The 19886-nt window shown below is 56.2% G+C and carries 20 protein-coding genes; 16 read left to right on the forward strand and 4 right to left on the reverse strand.

The window, feature by feature from the left end; genetic code table 11:
- From FLT43_RS30130 to ptsP, 9 genes are all read left to right on the forward strand, one after another.
- Positions 1 to 675, forward strand: a complete 675-nt coding sequence (locus FLT43_RS30130) for a PTS sugar transporter subunit IIA (RefSeq protein ID WP_244194348.1) — start codon at positions 1 to 3, stop codon at positions 673 to 675.
- 32 nt (positions 676 to 707) lie between these two features.
- The gene (locus tag FLT43_RS12865; protein WP_087444547.1) at positions 708 to 1151 is read left to right on the forward strand and encodes a PTS sugar transporter subunit IIA; all 444 of its coding nucleotides are present in this window, start codon (positions 708 to 710) and stop codon (positions 1149 to 1151) included.
- An 83-nt stretch (positions 1152 to 1234) separates the two neighbouring features.
- Entirely contained in the window at positions 1235 to 1498 is a 264-nt protein-coding gene (locus tag FLT43_RS12870) for a PTS sugar transporter subunit IIB (protein ID WP_087444546.1), read from the forward strand.
- 19 nt (positions 1499 to 1517) lie between these two features.
- Positions 1518 to 2813, forward strand: a complete 1296-nt coding sequence (locus tag FLT43_RS12875) for a PTS ascorbate transporter subunit IIC (protein ID WP_087444545.1) — start codon at positions 1518 to 1520, stop codon at positions 2811 to 2813.
- 54 nt (positions 2814 to 2867) lie between these two features.
- A complete protein-coding gene (locus FLT43_RS12880) occupies positions 2868 to 3860 on the forward strand; it encodes a phosphotriesterase family protein (protein ID WP_087444544.1) in 993 nt (330 codons plus the stop codon).
- A gap of 13 nt (positions 3861 to 3873) precedes the next feature.
- Positions 3874 to 4620: a creatininase family protein gene (locus tag FLT43_RS12885; protein ID WP_087444543.1), complete on the forward strand. Its 747-nt coding sequence runs from the start codon at positions 3874 to 3876 to the stop codon at positions 4618 to 4620.
- A 6-nt stretch (positions 4621 to 4626) separates the two neighbouring features.
- Positions 4627 to 5361, forward strand: a complete 735-nt coding sequence (locus FLT43_RS12890) for an SIS domain-containing protein (RefSeq protein WP_087444542.1) — start codon at positions 4627 to 4629, stop codon at positions 5359 to 5361.
- A 43-nt stretch (positions 5362 to 5404) separates the two neighbouring features.
- Positions 5405 to 5674, forward strand: a complete 270-nt coding sequence (locus FLT43_RS12895; RefSeq protein WP_087444541.1) for an HPr family phosphocarrier protein — start codon at positions 5405 to 5407, stop codon at positions 5672 to 5674.
- The gene (ptsP, locus tag FLT43_RS12900) at positions 5674 to 7416 is read left to right on the forward strand and encodes a phosphoenolpyruvate--protein phosphotransferase (protein ID WP_087444540.1); all 1743 of its coding nucleotides are present in this window, start codon (positions 5674 to 5676) and stop codon (positions 7414 to 7416) included. Before FLT43_RS12895 ends, ptsP begins: the two co-directional genes overlap by 1 nt.
- Before the next feature lie 643 nt (positions 7417 to 8059).
- Here the strand turns inward: ptsP and FLT43_RS12910 are convergent.
- Entirely contained in the window at positions 8060 to 9247 is a 1188-nt protein-coding gene (locus FLT43_RS12910) for an acyl-CoA dehydrogenase family protein (RefSeq protein WP_244194347.1), read from the reverse strand.
- A gap of 207 nt (positions 9248 to 9454) precedes the next feature.
- Between FLT43_RS12910 and FLT43_RS30660 the strand changes: the two genes are divergently transcribed.
- Positions 9455 to 10729, forward strand: a complete 1275-nt coding sequence (locus tag FLT43_RS30660) for an NUDIX hydrolase N-terminal domain-containing protein (protein ID WP_087444539.1) — start codon at positions 9455 to 9457, stop codon at positions 10727 to 10729.
- Positions 10730 to 10821: 92 nt separating this feature from the next.
- Entirely contained in the window at positions 10822 to 11394 is a 573-nt protein-coding gene (locus FLT43_RS12920; protein WP_087444538.1) for a thymidine kinase, read from the forward strand.
- A gap of 59 nt (positions 11395 to 11453) precedes the next feature.
- Here the strand turns inward: FLT43_RS12920 and FLT43_RS12925 are convergent, their stop codons facing one another.
- On the reverse strand, positions 11454 to 11849 hold the full coding sequence (locus tag FLT43_RS12925) for a DUF3221 domain-containing protein (RefSeq protein WP_087444537.1): 396 nt from the start codon (positions 11847 to 11849) through the stop codon (positions 11454 to 11456).
- 123 nt (positions 11850 to 11972) lie between these two features.
- Between FLT43_RS12925 and FLT43_RS12930 the strand changes: the two genes are divergently transcribed.
- Together FLT43_RS12930 and FLT43_RS12935 are read left to right on the forward strand one after the other, a co-directional pair.
- Positions 11973 to 12857 carry a hypothetical protein gene (locus FLT43_RS12930; protein WP_087444536.1) on the forward strand — a complete coding sequence of 295 codons (885 nt, stop codon included), beginning with the start codon at positions 11973 to 11975 and terminating at the stop codon, positions 12855 to 12857.
- A gap of 180 nt (positions 12858 to 13037) precedes the next feature.
- On the forward strand, positions 13038 to 13244 hold the full coding sequence (locus tag FLT43_RS12935) for a hypothetical protein (protein WP_127511000.1): 207 nt from the start codon (positions 13038 to 13040) through the stop codon (positions 13242 to 13244).
- Between the two features lie 1182 nt (positions 13245 to 14426).
- Here FLT43_RS12935 and gpmA read toward each other — a convergent pair.
- Positions 14427 to 15167, reverse strand: coding sequence for a 2,3-diphosphoglycerate-dependent phosphoglycerate mutase (gene gpmA / locus FLT43_RS12940; protein ID WP_087444535.1), 741 nt, complete (start codon positions 15165 to 15167; stop codon positions 14427 to 14429).
- 430 nt (positions 15168 to 15597) lie between these two features.
- Here gpmA and pepV point away from each other — a divergent pair, with 430 nt between their 5' ends.
- The 3 genes from pepV (at position 15598) to FLT43_RS12955 (ending at position 19175) form a co-directional block, all read left to right on the forward strand.
- Positions 15598 to 17037: a dipeptidase PepV gene (pepV, locus tag FLT43_RS12945; RefSeq protein ID WP_174818180.1), complete on the forward strand. Its 1440-nt coding sequence runs from the start codon at positions 15598 to 15600 to the stop codon at positions 17035 to 17037.
- Between the two features lie 112 nt (positions 17038 to 17149).
- Complete coding sequence (locus FLT43_RS12950; protein WP_087444532.1) at positions 17150 to 17521, forward strand: phasin family protein; 372 nt, start codon at positions 17150 to 17152, stop codon at positions 17519 to 17521.
- Complete coding sequence (locus FLT43_RS12955) at positions 17511 to 19175, forward strand: ABC1 kinase family protein (RefSeq protein WP_087444531.1); 1665 nt, start codon at positions 17511 to 17513, stop codon at positions 19173 to 19175. The genes FLT43_RS12950 and FLT43_RS12955 overlap by 11 nt, the downstream gene beginning before the upstream one ends.
- On the opposite strand, the gene FLT43_RS12960 is transcribed toward FLT43_RS12955, so the two are convergent.
- Positions 19172 to 19633 carry a peroxiredoxin family protein gene (locus tag FLT43_RS12960; RefSeq protein ID WP_127510917.1) on the reverse strand — a complete coding sequence of 154 codons (462 nt, stop codon included), beginning with the start codon at positions 19631 to 19633 and terminating at the stop codon, positions 19172 to 19174. The genes FLT43_RS12955 and FLT43_RS12960 overlap by 4 nt on opposite strands.
- Between the last annotated feature and the right edge of the window lie 253 nt (positions 19634 to 19886).

The raw sequence follows: 19886 nt of genomic DNA on the forward strand, positions 1-19886 counted from the left end.
GTGTTTATCGTCAGCCCGATACTGACCGATGCGGACAAGGCCCACTTGCTGAATCAGGTTCAGCCTTTTCTGGACGGCGGAAACGGGATGAATGCGCTTGGCCCTTCCGCGCAAGACATTGTCGACCTGGTGAAAAAACATTCTTCCGTCTTGAATGAATCCGCTTTGCAGGAGGATATTAAGCGCTATCTTACAGCCGTGCGGAACCGGCCTCCCCAGGACAGCCGGCCAACCTTGCCGGAGCTGCTGTTCCCTTCGCGCATCACGATCCGGGAAGAAGCCGCCGATTGGCGCGAGGCAATACGAATCGCTTCCCGGCCGCTATTGGATGACGGAAGCATTCGCCAGCCGTATGTCCAGGCCATGATCAAGGCGATTGATGATCATGGTCCCTATATTGTCATTGCCCCGGGAGTAGCCATTGCCCATGCCAAGCCGGAAGATGGCGCGGTTCGAACCTCGATGGCACTTCTTGCGTTACAGCGCAGCGTTGCGTTCAGTGAAGCTCTGAAGCATCAGGTTCGGCTGCTATTCATCGTTGCCAGTCCGGATGGGGATTCTCACCTGAAGGCTTTGACTCAATTATCAGACCTGCTTAAGGAAACCAAAAACAGGATGATGCTGGAGAATGCAAGCGAGAAGCATGAGATTATGCGATTGCTTCTTCCCTATTAGACTACTGCAGTGGACATCAAGGAGGTTATTTGATGCTTTTTTTGGAACCAAGCCTGATTGAGCTGAACGCCAAGGCCAAGGATGCCGAGGAGGCCATTCGCGCCGCCGGACAACTGTTGGTGGACAGTGGCGCAGCAGAGGACAGCTATATTGAGGCGATGGTGGAGTCTTACCGGGAGAAAGGGCCTTACTTCGTCCTTGCTCCTCATATCGCCCTGCCCCATGCCAAGCCCGAAACCGGGGTGAAGCAAGCTTCTGTCTCCTTCGTTCGGTTGAAGCAGCCGGTCGAATTCGGCCATACCCGCAACGATCCGGTCGAGTTCGTCTTCGCGCTCGGTTCTTCATCCAATTCAGAGCATATTACACTGTTGCGGAAGCTGACCACACTGCTTAATGAACCGGCGAATGTGGAAGCGATGAGGGAGGCGGCAACCGCCAAGGATATAGAAGCAATCCTGATCAACGCTGAAGTCTAATATTCCGGTAGTCAAGCCGCGCGATTAACGGTTACTTACGCCATCTTTGACGAAGAACCATTTCACACCTAAGGAGGGTTACTATGAAAATGCTATGTGTTTGCGGCCTAGGGCAAGGAACAAGCTTGATTTTGCGAATGAACGTAGAAAATGTGCTGAAGGAAATGGGCGTGCAAGCGGATGTGGAGCATACCGACGTGTCCACCGCATCAGGCACAGCCGCCGATTACATTGTGACCAGTAATGAGCTCGCGCAAAGCCTGCAAGGACATTCAGCCAAAATCGTTATCGTCAATAACTATTTTGACTTGAATGAAATTAAAGAAACGTTGAAAGAAGCACTGTAAAAAAAGGAGGCATCTCAAAATGGAAGCTCTCTTTTGGATTTCAACGAATATTTTCGGAACACCCGCTATTCTGTTAGGCTTTATCGTTCTGGCCGGTCTTCTCCTTCAGAAGAAGTCGACTACCCAGGTCATCAGCGGCACAGTGAAAGCGGTCATCGGCTTCCTGATTATTAACGCCGGCGCCAGCGTTATCGTCGGTGCGTTGAATGTTTTTGAACCGATGTGGAAGGAAGTATTCGGGCTGGAGGCGCAATCGCTGGGGCAATTTTTGGGACAGGAGTCATTCAACGCTCAATTCGGCAGCGCCGTTACATTAGCCATGCTTGTCGGCTTCCTCATCAACGTGCTGCTGGCACGCTTCACCCGGTTGAAGTACATCTATTTGACCGGACATATGATGTTTTGGACGGCCACCATATTTGCCGGCATTGTCGTCCATACTGCAGGAGAAGTATCACAGTTGAAGCTCGTGCTTTTCCTCGCCGTTATTTTAGGGTTGTATTGGACGATTCAGCCTGCGCTGACCCAACCGTTCATGCGCAAAATTACCGGCAATGACAATATCGCACTCGGACATACCTCCGCATCCGTCGCTCTGCTTGGGGCGCTGTTCGGAAAATGGTTCGGCAACGCCAAAAATGATTCGGAAAAAATCAAGGTTCCGAAAGGCTTGGAGTTCCTCCGCGACTCTAACGTGATTACCGCGGTAAGCATGGGCGCCCTATTCTTGGTCGGCGCTGTCGTTATCGTCATGAAGGGAACGCCTGGCGCCCAGGAACTGGTTGCCCAAGCCGGTCAGCAGAACTTCATTATTTATGCGATTATTCAATCGCTAACCTTTGCTGGCGGTATCGCTATCGTCCTGATGGGCGTGCGCATGTTCATTGGCGAGCTGGTTCCCGCTTTTAACGGCATTGCGACGCGGCTCGTTCCGGGCGCCAAGCCGGCTCTCGACGCTCCGATCGTATTCCCGTACGCTCCGAATGCGGTCATTCTCGGATTTATCGGAGCCTTCGCGGGAGCGCTCATCTGGTTGGTCGTGCTCGGCAGCACGGTGTCTTATATTTTCGTGCCGACGATGATTGTCCTGTTCTTCCATGGCGCTACCGCCGGCGTATTCGGCAATGTGACCGGCGGCGTTCGAGGCGCGTTAATCGCGGGCTTCCTGACCGCTACCGTGGTAGCCTGGGGCCAGTTCTTCATGGTTCGGTTCCTCATCTCGTCGACCGTTCCGGATACGGCGATGTGGGCTGCCGATTCCGACATGTTCATCCTCGGACCGATTATCCGTTTTCTGGCCCAGCTGTTGTTCTAGAACGTATTTGCTCCCGCAACAATGAACATGCGCAACGCAGGGGGGATGTAGAATATGAGTTTTATCCGATTGCTTGATCAAGATATACCGAAGGAACAACTGGGATTCACTTATTCCCACGAGCATATCGTCTGCCGGCCCGCTCACTGGTCTGAACGCGGCGAAGATGACTTATTGCTGGACGATCCGGCCAAATCGAAGCTGGATGTGCTTGATTTCAAATCCTATGGCGGACAATCGATCGTCGACGCAACGGCAATCGACTACGGGCGCGATGTGCCCGCCGTTCATCACATTATGAAGGACACCGGCGTTCAGATTATCGGCACCGCCGGGTTCAACAAAAGTTTCCTGTGGGATGGAAAAATCAAAGACGAGCTCAAGCCCGTCCTCGGCGATTATGAGACATATTATGAATGGATCGAGGCGAAGAGCATCAACGAATTAACCGAGTTCGTCATCCGCGAAGTCGAGGAGGGCCTTGAGGGCACTCCGTTCCGGGCCGGGCAGGTTAAGTTCGGAACCGGTTACAACCGGATTACCCCGCTCGAGGAAAAGACGCTGCGCGCCGTCGCCCGCGCTCATCATGCAACCAAAGCGCCGATTCATTCCCATACGGAAGTCGGCACGCTGGCTCTGGAGCAGATTGAGCTGCTCCGCAGCGAGAATGTCGATGTCAGCTTCCTTAGTATCGGCCATATGGATCGCAATCCCGATCCTTATTATCACGAGCAGGTTGCACGGATGGGCTGCTATCTCTCCTTCGACGGGATCGCCAAAATCAAATACGCCCCGGAGAGCACGCGCATCCAGCTTATCCTGGAACTCGTGCGCAAAGGCTATGAGGATCAGATTCTAATCAGCGGCGATACGGCGCGCAAAAGCTATTACAAGCACTACGACTACGGTCTTGGCTTGCGGCATATTATCGCGGACTGGGTGCCGCGGTTCATCGATGAAGCGAACCGGGCCGGGTTCGACGGCCAACAGCTGGTGAACAAATTTTTCATAAGCAATCCGGCTAACTGCTTCGCTTTCAAGCGATAAAGGAGACGGGAATATGAATTTTCAAGAAGAGAACGCCATGGATGTTGCCGGCAAAATTGAACAAAGTCTATGTGCGATTCTGCCGATCGGGGCCGTGGAGGCGCACGGCCCTCATCTCCCTCTGGGCACCGACAATCTGCTCGCCGAGCGGTTGGCCCGGCTGCTGGCGAACAGAACGAACAGCTTCGTTCTGCCGACTCTTCCCTATGGGCAAGTGTGGAGCCTCCAGAATTTCCCCGGCAGCATCAATGTCTCTAATGAAGCGCTGATCCGGATGCTGTACGACATCGGGGAGAGTCTGGTCCGCCAGGGCTTCCGCATCTTCGCGATGCTGAACGGCCACCTGGGCAACGCGCCCGCCCTGAAGGATGCGGCCCGGCTGCTCTATCGGGATTATCCGGAGCTGAAGGTATACTACTTCTTCTACCCCGGCTCCAAGGAAACGATCGCGAAGGTCCGGGACACGCCGTCTTCCCATGCCTCCTATTTCCATGCTTGCGAACTGGAAACGTCCTATATGCTTTATCTGGCGGAAGAACATGTGGATATGTCCAGAGCTGTCAATGATCCCCCGACGATCGATCTGGAAGCCGACTGCACCCCGACTCCATGGGAGACGTTCACCTCCACCGCTGTGCTCGGCGACGCGACGCTGGCCACGAAGGAGAAGGGACAACAAATCATTGAATCTACCTTGCAGACGATGACCGCGATAATCGCGAATGCCAAGCAACGAATTCTATTAGAGAGGGAGCCATGATGCCGGATGCTTCATACGTACTTGAACCACATTCATGACATGCTGCACCGTATCGAACAACAGGAAGCGAATGCGATTAGTCTGGCCGCCACGAAGACAGCGGAAGCCATCATGAACGGGGGAATTATTCATCTGTTCGGCTGCGGACACTCCCATATTTTGACAGAAGAAGTATTCTACCGGGCCGGCGGGCTTGTGCCGATCCGGCCTATCTTCGTCGAGAAGCTGATGCTTCACGAAGGGGCGGTCCGTTCCTCGGAGCTGGAACGGCAGAACGGCCTGGCGGAGACATTCATGGAAGAGCAAAATATTCGTCCCGGAGAGGTGATGTTCGTTCTCTCCACTTCCGGACGGAATCCGGTTCCGGTGGATGCCGCTCTGATCGCCAAGGCCAAAGGCGCGTTCACGATCGGCATTACCTCGCTTGCCTATTCCCAGAGCCAGCCATCCCGGCATCGAAGCGGCAAGCATTTATATGACGCCGTTGATCTCGTCATCGACAATTATGCGGTGAAGGGCGACGCCATATTGACCCATCCGGATGTGCCGGTTCCCTTTACGCCGACTTCGACGGTCACCGGCGCTGCGATTCTCAACGCCATTCTGGCGGAAGCCATTGCGAGGATGGCTGAACAGGGCTATAACCCCCCTGTATTTCTAAGCGGCAATATCGACGGAGCCGATGAGCATAACAACGCTCTGATCGAGCGTTATCGGGAGAGAATCCCCCTGCTTTCTTGACCCAAGGCTCCAATTAGCGCAATGTCTGACAGGAGGAATAAGGATGGTAACCAAACAACTCGTAATCCAAAATGAACAAGGCTTTCATGTGCGTCCCGCACAGCTATTTACCGATAAGGCCAGCGAATTCAAGTCCACGATCAAGGTCAGATCCGAGAGCGGAGAAGAAGCCGATGCCACCAGCATGCTGGAACTGATGACGCTAGGCCTCGTCAAAGGAACTTCGATTACGCTCGAAGCCGAAGGACCCGATCAGCAGGAAGCGATCGAGGCGCTGGCCGGGCTGATCGAGAGCAAGTTCGGTGAAGACTGATGGCGGAGCAGCACATTCATGGCATCGGAGCATCGAACGGGATACGGATCGCCAAAGCGTTGGTGCTCCGGAATCAGAGTGACCTGGCCAACAGGCGCGAGACCATTAGCCAGGAGGAGACCGAGGCTGAATTGGAGCGGTTGAAGCAGGCCAGGGAGAAGAGCGAGGCCGAACTGCTCGAGTTAGCAGAGCATGCGAAGCAGACGCTCGGCGAGAAGCAGGCCGGCATTATCGTCGGCCAGGCGCGGATGCTGTCCGATCCGGCGCTCTATCCGCTCATGGAGAAGAAGGTAGCCGAGGAACACCTGAGCGCCGAACATGCGGTAAGCGCCGTGACCGAGCAATTTGCCGCCCGGTTCGAGCGGCTCGACAACGAATATATGCGGGAGCGAGCCGCTGATATTCGTGACCTGGGCAAGCGTCTGCTGGCGCGGCTCGGGGGCGGACAGCGGACCGGCCTGTCCGGCTTGCGCGAGGAGGTCATCCTCGTCGCCGATGACCTGGCGCCATCTGAGGCGGTCCAACTCGACAAGCGGTATGTGCAAGCGCTGGTGACGGAGATGGGCGGAAAGACGGCGCACACATCGATTCTGGCACGCTCGCTCGGCATCGCAGCCGTCGTCGGAGCCGGAGAACCCGTTCGCCAGATTGTTGACGGGGAATGGCTTATTGTCGACGGAAGCGAGGGACTCTGCATCCGGATGCCGGAGCCGGAGACCCTCGAAGCGTACCGTCGTCGCCAAGAGAGCGAGCAGGGCGAGCTTCAGGCCTTGGCCCGGTTCAGAGAACGGCCGGCGGAGACGAAGGACGGCGTCCGTGTGGAAATGGCGGCAAATATCGGGACGGTTCAGGAAGCGGCCGCGGCCAAGGAGCTGAACGCGGAAGGCATCGGCTTGTACCGGACCGAGTTCCTGTTCATGAATACGGACCGCATGCCGGACGAAGAAGCTCAGTATGCCGCTTACCGGGAAGCAGCACAACAGATGGGCGGCAAGCCGGTTGTCATCCGCACCTTGGATATCGGCGGAGACAAGGAGCTTCCCTATCTGGATCTGCCGCACGAGGCGAATCCGTTCCTTGGCTACCGCGCCATCCGTATCGGACTCGACCGGCAGGAGCTGCTGCGCACACAGCTGAGGGCGATCGTGCGCGCGAGCCATTACGGGAATGTCAAGGTGATGTTCCCGATGATATCGAGCCTCGAGGAATGGCGGCAGGCTAAGGCCATCTATGAGCAAGCGCGCAAGGAGGTCGTTGCTGACGGCCATTCTATATCCGATGCGATTGAGGTCGGCATTATGGTTGAAATCCCCTCAGCCGCCCTGCTTGCCAGGTCGTTCGCCGCGGAAGTCGATTTCTTCAGCATCGGAACGAATGATCTCGTGCAGTATACGCTGGCCGTAGACAGAATGAACGAGAAGGTATCTTATCTGTACGATTACTTCCATCCCGCCGTCCTGCAACTGATTGAGAGGGTGATCGACGCCGCTCATGAGCACGGCAAATGGGCCGGCATGTGCGGCGGCATGGCCGCCGATCCTCTGGCCGCCCCGCTGCTCATGGGGCTCGGTCTCGATGAATGGAGCATGGAAGCTGCCTCCATCACCACCGTGAAGCGAGCGCTTTCTAGGCTGGACAGCCGCGATTGCAGAGCGCTGGCCGGGCGCTTGCTCCAGCTGAGCACGACCGAAGAAGTGCGGCAAGCGCTGCGCGGGTACGTGGATGGCTTGCCGGAGCAATAACGGCCGGACAAACTAGCTGCCGGCGTCACGCTGGCGTCAATGCGTTCTGCCGCATCATGAGGGCATGCGGCGTGATGGTGGCAGGCTGCGTTAGTCCGCGTCACCAGAGCGTAGCGGCGTGATGGTGGCAGGCTGCGTTAGTCCGCGTCACCAGAGCGTAGCGGCGTGATGGTGGCAGGCTGATGTCATTCGGGGCTGTCCCATATGCAGCTGTTAGCTGCAGGGAGACAGCCCCATCCTGCTTCTCACAGCTCGACTTGCCAAAAATGCTGCAAAATTACAGCTTTCCCTTGTAAGGTTTGCTCCGTTACCGAAATTCCTGCAAAACAGCATGAATGTAAGCCATCCCCACGGATTGATAGCAAAAATCGGGGAAAATGATGCGCTTTTGCAGTAATTTCGTCAGATAGCGGCTGAAACACCGTAAATTCCTGTAGAAATGCAGGATTGCCTCACCGCTCTTCCGCCTTTAGTGCTCCCGTTAGTCCGACCACTAGTCCTGCCGCTAATCCCGCTGCCAGTCCAGCCGTTACTCCCGCCACTAGCCCTGCCGCTAGTCCCGCCTCTACATTCTCTGTTGTCCCGTCTTGCCCTGCGTCATGATTCAACGCCTAAAAGATAGTCCCTAGTTCGGCTTCAATTCCTATGAGACGGTCGCTTGTTCGGCTTCTGCTCCCTCGTCTTCGAACGAGACGAGCAGCGAATGGTGGGAGGCTGTCTGCAGATCGCGCCAGACCCGGTTCAATGGAGCACTCTTCATGACCGATGTCATCCCCATGTACGGGAAGACGGCCTGGGCGCATTCGAGTGCGGCCCGAGCCGCATGCCGGCAGGATGCGGTCACGCGCGCTTGCTCATCGTCATCCAGCGTGCCGCCTCCGGTCACCCGCTTCCATGATGACTCCTGCTCGCGGTAGAACGGTTCGACCGCGGCAGCCAGCTTCGAGCGCTGCGCCGCGAGCAACCGCTCGATGAAGGCGGCGCGTTCGGATGCCGACCAGGCCGTGCGCTGGGCCTCCAGCATCCGCTCCGCTTCGTCAAGGAAGCGGCGCCCCAGGCCGACGGCGACACCGGCGAACGATGCCTGCGCGAACGGAAGGAACGGATAATCATAGATCGCGTCCCGGTCCTCTGTCTGGCGCTCCGTCAGCAGGAAGGTCATCTCTTCCGGCACGAATTGCTCCCGCACGGATATCGTATGGCTGTCCGTCGCCTGCAGGCCGAAGGCATCCCAATCCTCTTCAATCATCACCTGATCCGGCAGGAAAGCGAACGAGCGCATATCTGGCTCCGCAGCGGCGCCATCATTGTCGATGAGCGCATTCGCCGTGAACAGGCTCGCATGCTTCGAGCCGCTGCAATATTTCCATTGACCGCTGACGATATATCCTCCCGCGACACGGCGGGCCGTTCCGGTCGGCATGCCCGATCCGGCCACGACCGCATGAGGCGGCGAGAATAAACGCTCCGCAGTAGCAGGCGGCAAGAACGGGACGAAGAATCCGCCTCCGGAACCGATCGTGATCGTCCAGCCTACATTCCCGTCGACCCAGGAAGCCTCCTCGAAGAGGCGAACCGCCTCCGGCAGCGGCATCATGCTCCCTCCAAGCCGCTTGGGCACGAACAACTTGAATGTGCCTTTATTGAACAGCAGATCAAGAACGCCCGGCGCCAGGCTTCCGGTCCGCTCCATCTCCGCCGACTGCTCACGAATGTACGCAATTTCTTCTGAGTTGAAAAACATCGGTATCACTCCTGCTTCTCCGGTCTTGCCGGTGCATTCCGGGACGGGAACCGGTGCGCTCCCGTCCTGCTCCTTCCAATATATCATATGGGCCTCAGCAGCGGACAGGCGAGGGCTGCGTGAGCAGCAAGGGCGGGACGGACGCTTCCGTCTTCGATTTGCGCCATTGCTTTGACTGGCTGCATTCTTTATCATAGAAGCAAGTGTAACCGAGATAGCTCCTTGAACCGCTCCGCACAGGCAAGTTGCGGGGCCTGATCTGACCATTCCCGAGCGGAAACGGAGGGCAAGACTATGATTCGTACGGTGTTGTTTGATTTCGACGGCACATTGGCGGATACATTGCCATTGTCTTTGCATGCATTTCGGCTGGTCTTCCAGACCTATGACAAGCGATCGCTGACAGACCACGACATCATGTCCATGTTCGGTCCGACGGAAGATGGCATATTGGCGGCCAACCTGCGTCATAAGGGCTTCCTTCCGCAAGCAATCGAAGCGTACTATGAGCATTACCGCCGCTGGCATCCGAGCCGCGTCCGCTCTTCCGGGCCGGTCATGAACCTGCTGCGGGAGCTGAAGGCCCGGGGCTTGTCCATTGGCGTCCTCACCGGCAAGAGCCGGCGATCCTACGACATATCGGTCCGTCACCTCGGATTGGATTCGTATATCGACGCCTCGGTGACCGGCGATGACGTCCAGCAGCCGAAGCCCCATCCGGAGGGCATCTATCAGCTCCTGCAGACGATGGGCTTGGCGCCGAATGAGATCGTATGGGTTGGCGACAGCGAGGCTGACATCGCCGCAGGCCGCAGGGCGGGCGTCCTCACGTTCGCGGCCCAATGGTTCGGCACGGTGCAGACGCGGCAATTCGAGACGCAGCCGAATGGAATGTTCCGGCAGCCCCAGGAGCTGCTGGACGTCATCAGCAGCCAGGGAGCGGATTCGTCCGCCGATCGCCGCTGGCTCGACTGGACGCTGCGGATTCAGGCGATCGCCCAGACCGGCCTCGCTTACGGCGCAGACATCTATGACCGGGAGCGGTACGAAGAGCTGCGCGACATCTGCGTCGCCATGATGGCGGAGCAGACCGGCGCGGAGAAGCCGGCGGTAGAGCTGGCCTTTGCCCGGGACAGCGGCTATGCAACCCCGAAGGTCGACATTCGCGGCGTCGTCTTCCAACATAACCGCGTCCTGCTCGTCAAGGAAAAATCTGACGGATGCTGGGCGCTGCCGGGCGGTTGGGCCGATGTCGGCCTCTCGCCTGCCGAAGTCGCCGTGAAGGAGATCAAAGAGGAGTCGGGCTATGACGCCGAAGCGGTACGTCTCTTGGCCGTGCTCGATAAGCGGCTGCACCGCCATCCTCCCGAGCCCCATCATGTCTACAAAATCTTCATTCAATGCCGGCTGTCGGGAGGCACGGCGAGCAGCGGGATCGAGACGGAAGATGTCCGCTTTTTCCCTGAAGACGATCTGCCCGCTTTATCTGTGCAGCGCAACACGGCAGCCCAACTGCACATGCTGTTCCAATACAACCGCCGGCCGGAGCAGCCCGCATTATTCGATTGATTCATTATCATATGACTAGGCAAATAGAACGTGTTCACGCAGGCCGGATATCATCACGAGAGCGTCTACAAGTACAGAATGGAGTGGCAGCAATGGCTCAACTATATTTCCGCTACGGGGCAATGAACAGCGGCAAATCGATCGAAGTGCTCAAGGTGGCCCACAACTATGAGGAGCAGAACAAGCCGGTGCTTATCTTCACCTCGGCTGTGGACGATCGGGACGGCGTCGGGTATGTGTCGTCCCGCATCGGCTTGAAGCGCCCCGCGCGGCTTGTCCATGCCGATACGAATATATTCCGTGAGGTGTCCCTGCACGGCGGCCCCGTCTCCTGCGTGCTCGTCGATGAAGTCCAGTTCCTGTCGAAGGAGCAGGTCCTTCAGTTGGCCCGCATCGTCGACGAGCTGGATATTCCGGTTATGGGCTTCGGACTCAAAAACGACTTCCGCAATGAACTGTTCGAGGGCAGCTATTATATGCTGCTGTATGCTGACAAAATCGAAGAAATGAAGACGGTCTGCTGGTTCTGCGAACGAAAAGCGACGATGAATCTTCGCGTTGGCGACGACGGCAAACCCGTCTATTCCGGCGAGCAGATTCAGATTGGCGGCAATGAGCGCTACTACCCGGTATGCCGCCGCTGTTATTTCCATCCTCCCTTGTAACGGATAGCGAACCAAAAACCCAGCACCTAACGGCGCTGGGTTCACTGTACTTACATAGATTACTCTGTGATTTTTTCAAGGACAGGTGCAATCGCAATTGGCGGGAGGGACATCGTCATCGCTTTATAATAAACATTTAATTTGTCTCCTACCGAATAGGTTGCATCTTGCGGAGTAGGAACCAACAATATCTTGCCTTGATTCACAAGTTCCCACCACTCCCCTTGCATCGCTTCTTCTTGTGTTGGCGCATTGGCAATGGTCATATACGTGTCACCAATGGAAATGACATATCCGGTGAAAGTCGTTGGTTCCAGTTGGTCAATGGACGAGGCAGAAACCCTCTTGGATGCGGATTCATCCACATGTGCAAAAGTCGGCGTTACGCCTGCCGTAAAGCCTAATCCTAATGACAGAGTAAGTACTGCAACCACCATTTTTTTCTTCGTAATCATATTTATGATCTCCCTTCTATATTTTGGTACAGGAATATATTTCTATATAGGAGATTAAAATCCTTTTGTTTTTACTTTAATTAACAATATTGTCACATTTAATTTTTATTTGGAGGAGATTTCATGATTCTGAGTGCAATGAGACGACTGGATAAAATCATCTTTCTTTTTCCTGGAGCCACAGAGGCAGAAAAGGAATGGTGCGCTTATTTCTATGCCTTGCTGGAACAAATCCCTTCCTTCCGCACAGAAGGGGCGCTATGCCCATCCTTTGCGGACACGGCCCTGCCGGCGATCGAGTTCCGGACGGGGGACTTGAAGCTCCCGATGATTCTAATGAACACGGACGAAGAGATTCGGCTTCATCACCATCAACATCTACTCCTTGTCAGCACGACATCCGGGGGCATCGAAGGCTCCCCGATGACAGGCGAACCGGTGATCACACAACACGACGACGCCTATCATGAGCAGGCCGCTGCGAATACGATATCATACCTGTTCTATCAGCTGCAGGGGCGTCTGACAGGAGTCGATCATGCCGGGCTGAATATCCCCGCCTCTGCCTTAGACCAATCGGAATGGGATGCAGCCATGGCCAAGATAGGCAGCGTAAGCAATCTGTATCGTTATCCCGAAGAAGAGTGGCCTTTCATCATTCCGGCCCGCGATGTCGAATTTGAGGCCGATATTACTGAATTTACGGTCAAAAGAACGCCCAAGTTCGAATTTGTGTACGATATCTATACGAATAAACCGATGTTCCAATTCGCGCTGGAAACGAAGCTGTCGCGGCAAGAGCTGGAGGAAATGTTCCCGGAGCCGGCCGGATTCGCCATTCCCGGCTTGGAAGACATCTTCCGATCGGTTATCATTCAGAGCCCCTGGGACAGCAGTATCGGTATCCGGTTCGACTTGTACTATTTGTCGGAAGCCGCCGGATTGTCCGATTGGGAATCCGGAGAGTGGCTGATCCGCCATGGAGGAAGACTGAGACCGGAGCGTTAACCGCTTCGGCTCCTATTGAATGGTCACGTTATCCACCGTTGCAGGCAAGGAAGCACACCTGCATTTCATCCGGCAAAGTAACCGCAAGCTGGTCAACGGCCAGATGCGAAATGTTTTGTTCGGGCTGGAGGCCACCCGCCAAAGGGACTTGACTGCATCTGGTCACTCGGGATCTATTCGGTGACAAGGATTGATCGGTCGCCACGAGGTTGGAAGGCGAAGACCAATACGATCGAGGTGGCAGGCATCGCGTTGTTCCGCGGGGAGCAGTGTATGGGCCAGATTCCCGCCGCGAAGGGTCTGCTCCTGTCCTTGCTGCGCAGCAGCTCCCCGAACGGAGAAATGTTGATTCAGTTGGAGGGAGACGGGGGCAAAAAGAACACGTAAAGCTTGGGTCCATGTCCAACAAGTGGACGGTCAGCGTCTTGTAGCGGGACAGGGCGAGCCTGTCCCCTGAGGCAGCGAAATCCTGCGTTTATGAATATACACGCTTTCAGCCGCCTTCTGATGAAATTCCTGCAAAAGCCAGGCTGTTTAGAACGTCCGAGGGATTTTGTGGCACTTCATTTTTTGTGTGGTGGATCTCGTCTCTCCGTAGAAAAAATCGATTTAAAACGCTATGGGTGCCAAGTTTTGAGTAGGAAAATGGACAATCTCCACCCCTTCGTAAAAAACAGGGGGGGTCCAACGGCCTGAACACTGCACCATTTCCCTAGACACGTCTGTCCAGGAGGCGAAATCCGCAAAACTGCATGATTTCTCGAGACACGCCTATTCGGTAAGCGAAATCTGCAAAACTGCATGATTTCAACACCTATTCGGTAAGCGAAATCCTGCGTAAATACAGCAATTCGATATGGACGACTTTCCCAGAAAGGGAATCCTGCAAAACTGCAGGAATTTCACCCGTTTCTCTTCGACTTAGCTCAAAAGGGCCTAAAATGATGTAGCTGTGCAGCAATTCCTCGAAATGTGGACTCATTGAGCCGAAATTCCTGTAAAATAGCAGCAATTCCCTCCACACGTTCAAGCCCCAGGAGGCAACGATGCCTCCAGAAGGCAACAATGCTTCCTGAAGGCAATTATGCCCCCCTGAAGGCGATGATGCCCCCAGGATCCGACGCGGTCTCTTGGATCCCGTAACATCAGGCCGTTGAGAAGCCTATGGGATTTTCCCCACCCCATTTTTTATATAGTAGAGCTCGTCTCTCAGTAGAAAAAATCGATTTAAAACGCTATCAGTGCCAAGTTTGAGTAGGAAAATGGACATCTCCATCCCTTCGTAAAAAACAGGGGGGGTCCAACGGCCTGCAAAAGCGCATCCTTTTCGCCGATTTTTGCTTTTAATCCATTGGAATGAGTGAAATTCATTCTGTTTTGCAGGAATTTGGGTCACGGAGTAAACCTCATAAGGAAAAACTGCATTTTTAGCAGTTTTTCCAGCAAGTCGAGTTGTTAGAGTAGGTCGAGCTGTTAAAGCAAGTCGAGCTGTGAGTAGAAGGAGCTGTCTCCCCGCAAAAACTAATGGCAGGACAGCCCCACAGTCATGGAATCAGTGAATCGTTCCGTTCAGACGGAGTGCGGCAGATGAGGGAAGTCCTCCATCGGAATCTCGCCGTCGAGCCCCAGATAGTACCGCCGCAGCGGTGCGAGCGAGTCATCCAGCTCATAGACAAGCGGCGTCCCGGTCGGGATATTGAGACTGACAATGCCGTCGGACGACAAGTTGTCCAGATACCGGACCAACGCCCTGATCGTATTGCCGTGAGCGGATACGATGATGCGCTTGCCGCCCGAGAGGGCGGGAGCGAGCGTCTCATTCCAATAGCTGAGCACGCGGGCTTCCGTATCGTCCAGATTTTCCGTCAGAGGGAATTCTCCTTCCTGGAGATCCTTGTATTGGGGGGCGGACGCTTCATACCGCGGATCGCTCAGGTCCAGCGCAGGCGGTCTCACATCGACGGAGCGGCGCCATAGCTGAACCTGATCCTGCCCGTACCGTTCGGCCGTCTCCGCCTTGTTCAGGCCCTGAAGCGCGCCGTAATGGCGTTCATTGAGCTTCCATGTCTTATGGACGGGAATCCACATCAGATCCATCTCATGAAGCACGATCCAGAGCGTGCGGATCGCCCGCTTCAGCACCGATGCGTACCCTTCGTCGAAGGTGTAGCCGTGCTTTTTCAAAATTTCCCCGGCCAGACGCGCTTCCTTCAGCCCCTGCTCCGACAAGTCGACATCAGTCCAGCCCGTGAAGCGGTTCTCCACATTCCATACGCTCTGACCATGACGCAGCAATACGAGTTTGTTCATCTCAAATCCCTCCTGCCTTCTTCCGGAACGAAGCCGATATTTCTGATATGGATGATTATAGCAAACTTCGGCGGCCGTATCGAATGCGGTGCTTCTCTGCGTCCCGGGCCAATCCCGCCGGGGGAACGGCCCGAGGGCAAGCGGCGAAACGGCCCAAAGGCGAGCAGCGGAACGGAGCGAGGACAAGCGGCGAAACGCCCCGAAGGCGAGCAGCGGAACGGAGCGGGGACAAGCGGCGAAACGGTCCGAAGGCGAGCAGCGGAACGGTAGCCCGGCGGATGGGAAAGTTGAGTAATATGCGCCTCCCGCTTTATACTACGTATAAGAGCGAAGCTTGACTTGGCTTGCATCCGTTCCCGCAACCGGGAAGGAGAAGGACAGATGGATACATTACATTAGAACGAACGCCATGCTGAAGGAGCGTGTTGACATGAATTGGTTGGCGGAAGTCGACAAGAGAAAAGAAGAACTGCTGCAAGACCTGCAAGGCCTGCTCCGCATTGAGAGCACGAAGGATAACGCTACGGCCGGGCCGGGACAGCCGATGGGCCGAAATATCGCCCAGGCGCTCGACTATATGCTCGGGCTGTCGGAGCGGGAACAATTCCGCACCGGCAATCTTGACGGCTACGCCGGCTATGCCGAATACGGAAATGAGGCGGCGCCGGAATATGTGGGCGTGCTCTGCCATCTGGACGTCGTGCCGGCGACCGGGCAGTGGACCACTCCGCCGTTCGAGCCGGATATCCGCGACGGGAAGCTGTTCGCCCGGGGCGCGATCGATGACAAGGGCCCGACCCTGGCCGCCTTCTACGGCCTCAAGCTTGTCAAGGATCTGGGCCTGCCCCTCAAGCGCCGGGTGCGCGTCATCTTCGGAACGGACGAAGAGAGCGGAATGGAATGTATGAAGACCTATACGGAGCGGGAAAAGATGCCGGTATCCGGGTTCGCGCCGGATGCGGACTTCCCGATCACTCATGCCGAGAAGGGGCAGATCAATACGAAGTTCTACCTGCGCGGCTTCGGCAGCTCTTCAGCCGGCGGCGCTGCGGCCCCGCAATACGAGCTCGTCCGCTTCGATGGCGGGGGCATCGCCAATATGGTGCCGGAATCGGCCGTCGCCGTCGTCGCAGGCGAACCGGAAGCGCTCGCCTCCCTCGCCAAGCGATATGAGGCGTATTGCGCGGATGCGGGACTGGCTGGCACCGTAGAAGTGGACGCAGGTCAAGCGACCCTGCGCATGCGGGGCAAATCGGCGCACGGGATGGAGCCGCATGTCGGCGTCAACGCCGCGTTGAAGCTCATCCGCTTCCTGGGCGGGTACAGCTTCCAGCCGGACGCCGCCCGGTATATCGGGTTCATCGACAAGCATCTGGTCGATGACCATCTGGGCACTGCCCTCGGTATTGCCTGTGTCGATGACATTACCGGACCGCTTACGGTCAATGCCGGGATTTTCCAATACGATGGTGCGTCGGCTCCGTTCTTCCATCTCAATATCCGCTTCCCGGTCTCCTACAGCTCTGCCGATGTGCTGAAGCCGCTCGAGGAGAAAATTGCGGAATATGGCATCGAGATGGATCGCGAGATTGATCTGAAGGAGCCGCATCATGTCGATCGGAACCATCCGATGATTCGGACGCTCCAGACCATCTACGAGGAAGAGACGCAGTTGGAGCCTACGCTGCTCACGACCGGCGGCGGCACCTATGCCGCCTTCCTTGACAATGGCGTAGCCTTCGGGGCCCTCTTCCCGGGACGCGAAGAGACCGCGCATCAGGTCGATGAGTACATTATCATTGATGACCTGCTGAAGGCAACGGCTATCTATGCGCGCGCGATCTATGAATTAGCCAATCTGGAAGACTGATGGAAGCAGATGGCTCACTGATCCCTGTCCTCCCCCGCCTCTGGGGTGTATCAATGAAATCGGACCCTCCTGGGCATATTAGGGATATAACGATGAGGGAGGGATTGGGAACGTGAGTGATTTGTTGAAAAAAGCGGTCTCCCTGGGCTGGGGCCTCGCCGTGGTCAGCAAGGAGAAAATCGAGGCGGCCGTCGACGAGCTTGTCCAGAAGGGACAGATCGCTCCCGAGCAGTCGAAAGCGCTGGTTAACCAGCTCGTGGAACGAGGGGAAGAGGAGCAAGCCTCCTTCAGCGCCTCGATTCAGGATATGGTGAAGCGCAAGCTGCAGGACTTCGATGTGGCCGCCAGCTCCGACCTGATCGCGCTGAAGCAGCGGGTGATGATGCTGGAGCAGCGGGTTGCCGCGCTCGAAGGGACTGGCCCGGAAGAACCCGGCGAAGAGGATGGACAGCCGAATATGGAGACGGACGGCCGTGCGGATTAGGCATGCGGGCCGCTACCGCGATATCGCCATGGCGCTCATGCGTCATGGCTTCGGCTATATTGTGGAGGAAATCGGGCTGAGCCGGGTATTGTCCCTGCCCCGCCGCTGGATTACGCACGAGACGCCGCAGACGAAGACGCTCGGCGAACGGCTTCGCCTCGTGCTGGAGGAGCTCGGCCCGGCGTTCATCAAGCTCGGCCAATTGCTCAGCACCCGGGCCGATCTGCTGCCGGGCAGCATCATTCAAGAGCTGGAGAAGCTGCAGGATCAAGTGCCGCCCTTCACCGGCGCCGAAGCCGGCCGCATCATCGAGGACGAGCTGGGCCGGCCGCTGGGGCAGCTTTTTCGGCGCTTCGATGACACCCCGCTCGCCGCCGCCTCCATCGGCCAGGTTCACAAGGCTTGGCTGCCGAACGGCGAAGCGGTGGCCGTCAAGGTGCAGCGGCCCGGCATTACCTCCATCATCGAGCGGGATCTGGAAATACTCCAGGGGCTGACCGAAGCGGCGACGCGCCGCTGGTCCTGGGTGTCCGAGTATCAGATCCCGGAGATGGTTCAGGAATTCGCCAAATCGATGATTGCCGAGCTCGACTATCAGCATGAAGGGCGCAACACCGACAAGATGGCGCAGCTGCTGCGCAGAGATCCCGGCATCCATATTCCGCGCATCGATTGGGAACGCTCCTCAGCCAAGGTGCTGACAATGGAATATGTGGAGGGCATGATGCTGAACCACTATACGGAACGGTTCCCGAAGGGGCCGGAGCGTAAGTCGATCGCCGAGCGCCTCGTGCATGCGATGCTGCACCTGATCTTCATCGACGGCTTCTTCCACGCCGACCCCCATCCGGGCAATATTATGGTGCTCACTGAGAACCGGATCGCCCTGATCGACTTCGGCATGGTCGGACACCTGAACGGGGAAATGAAAGAGAATTTAGCGGAGCTGATTATTGCGCTGATGCAGCACCGAACGTCGGGCATGCTCCGGGCGATTGCCCGGCTCTGCCTCATCTCCGACAAGACGGATATGGATGCGCTGCGCCGCGACCTGGATCGGCTGCGGGACCGGTATTACGACGTGCCGTTCTCCGAGGTGAGTCTCGGCCAGTCCCTTCACGACTTGTTCTCCGTCGCCGAGAAGCACCGGATCGTGTTCCCTCCCGATCTGATTCTGCTGGCCAAGGCACTGCTCACCTTGGAAGGCATCGTGGAGAGGCTCGATCCGGCTATCTCCATCCTTGATATGGCCGAGCCGTTCGGCGTCAAGCTGCTGAAGGAGAAGTACAGCCTCCGCCGCATCCAGAAGAAGGTGGTCGGCGGCGCGCTCGATCTGGTGCAGGCGGTGTCCGATCTGCCGATGCAGGCGAACCGGCTCTCGTCCCTGCTCAGCCGGGGCAAGATCAAGGCCGAAATGGAGCTGCGCGATCTGGAGCATGTGCTGCACAAGCTCGATCAGATCAGCAACCGGCTCTCCTTCAGCATCGTGCTGCTTGCCTTCAGCATCATTATGGTCGGACTGATCGTCGGCTCCTCGCTCAGCAGGAAGCCGACGCTGCTCTGGGATATTCCCGCGATCGAGATCGGCTTCCTCATCGCGGCCTTGCTGTTCATCTGGCTGCTGCTGTCGATATTCCGATCCGGCAGGTTCTAACCAGGCAATGCGGGGAGCTGTGCCGAGGGCGCAGCTTCTCTAGCATTTATTCCTCCCTCCGGATCCGGAGAGGCATACACAATCTCTTGCTTGGAATTCACATAGACAAAGTACGGATATTCCGTAATCCGGTAGGATTCAAATATGTTCTCGCCGGCTTGCAAAAATTGGATTCCATTACTATGGCTATACAGTTCTTTGTAGCCGCCAATTCCGCTTTCTTTTAGCAAAACTGCAGCATTTAGAGCCGTTCCCCGCTCCATACTTGCTTGAATCCATCTCTCTAATGACGGGATGCAATAAGGGCAGTGTGAATCGATAAATATGAGCAGGATTCCATTCTTCGCTATGGCATGGCTTAAATCAAAACGGGTATCACCGGCACCCGGCAAGAAAAATGAGGGAGCTTGCTGGTGCAGTAAGGGGTATAGGCGGCGGCTCTCCCCTTCTCCCTCCATGCTGTTCGTCCGCTGAAGCATAGAGGACAAGAATCTGTAGACAACGACCGTTGCGAATATAACACACGCTAGCAAAGCGAATTGAAAATAGATAGCCACATTCAACCTCCGCCATAAAAATCTCGTCCTTGCGCATCTGCCATATTATGTATATACTCAGTTTATATCATACCTGTCTTTTACTATGATGGCAAATATTGATGAAAGGCGAGGAATAATGTATTCTTTTTCAAATATTTGGCGCGGTTCCGGG

It is taken from the genome of Paenibacillus thiaminolyticus (genome assembly GCF_007066085.1).
GTDB classification, from domain to species: Bacteria; Bacillota; Bacilli; order Paenibacillales; family Paenibacillaceae; genus Paenibacillus_B; species Paenibacillus_B thiaminolyticus.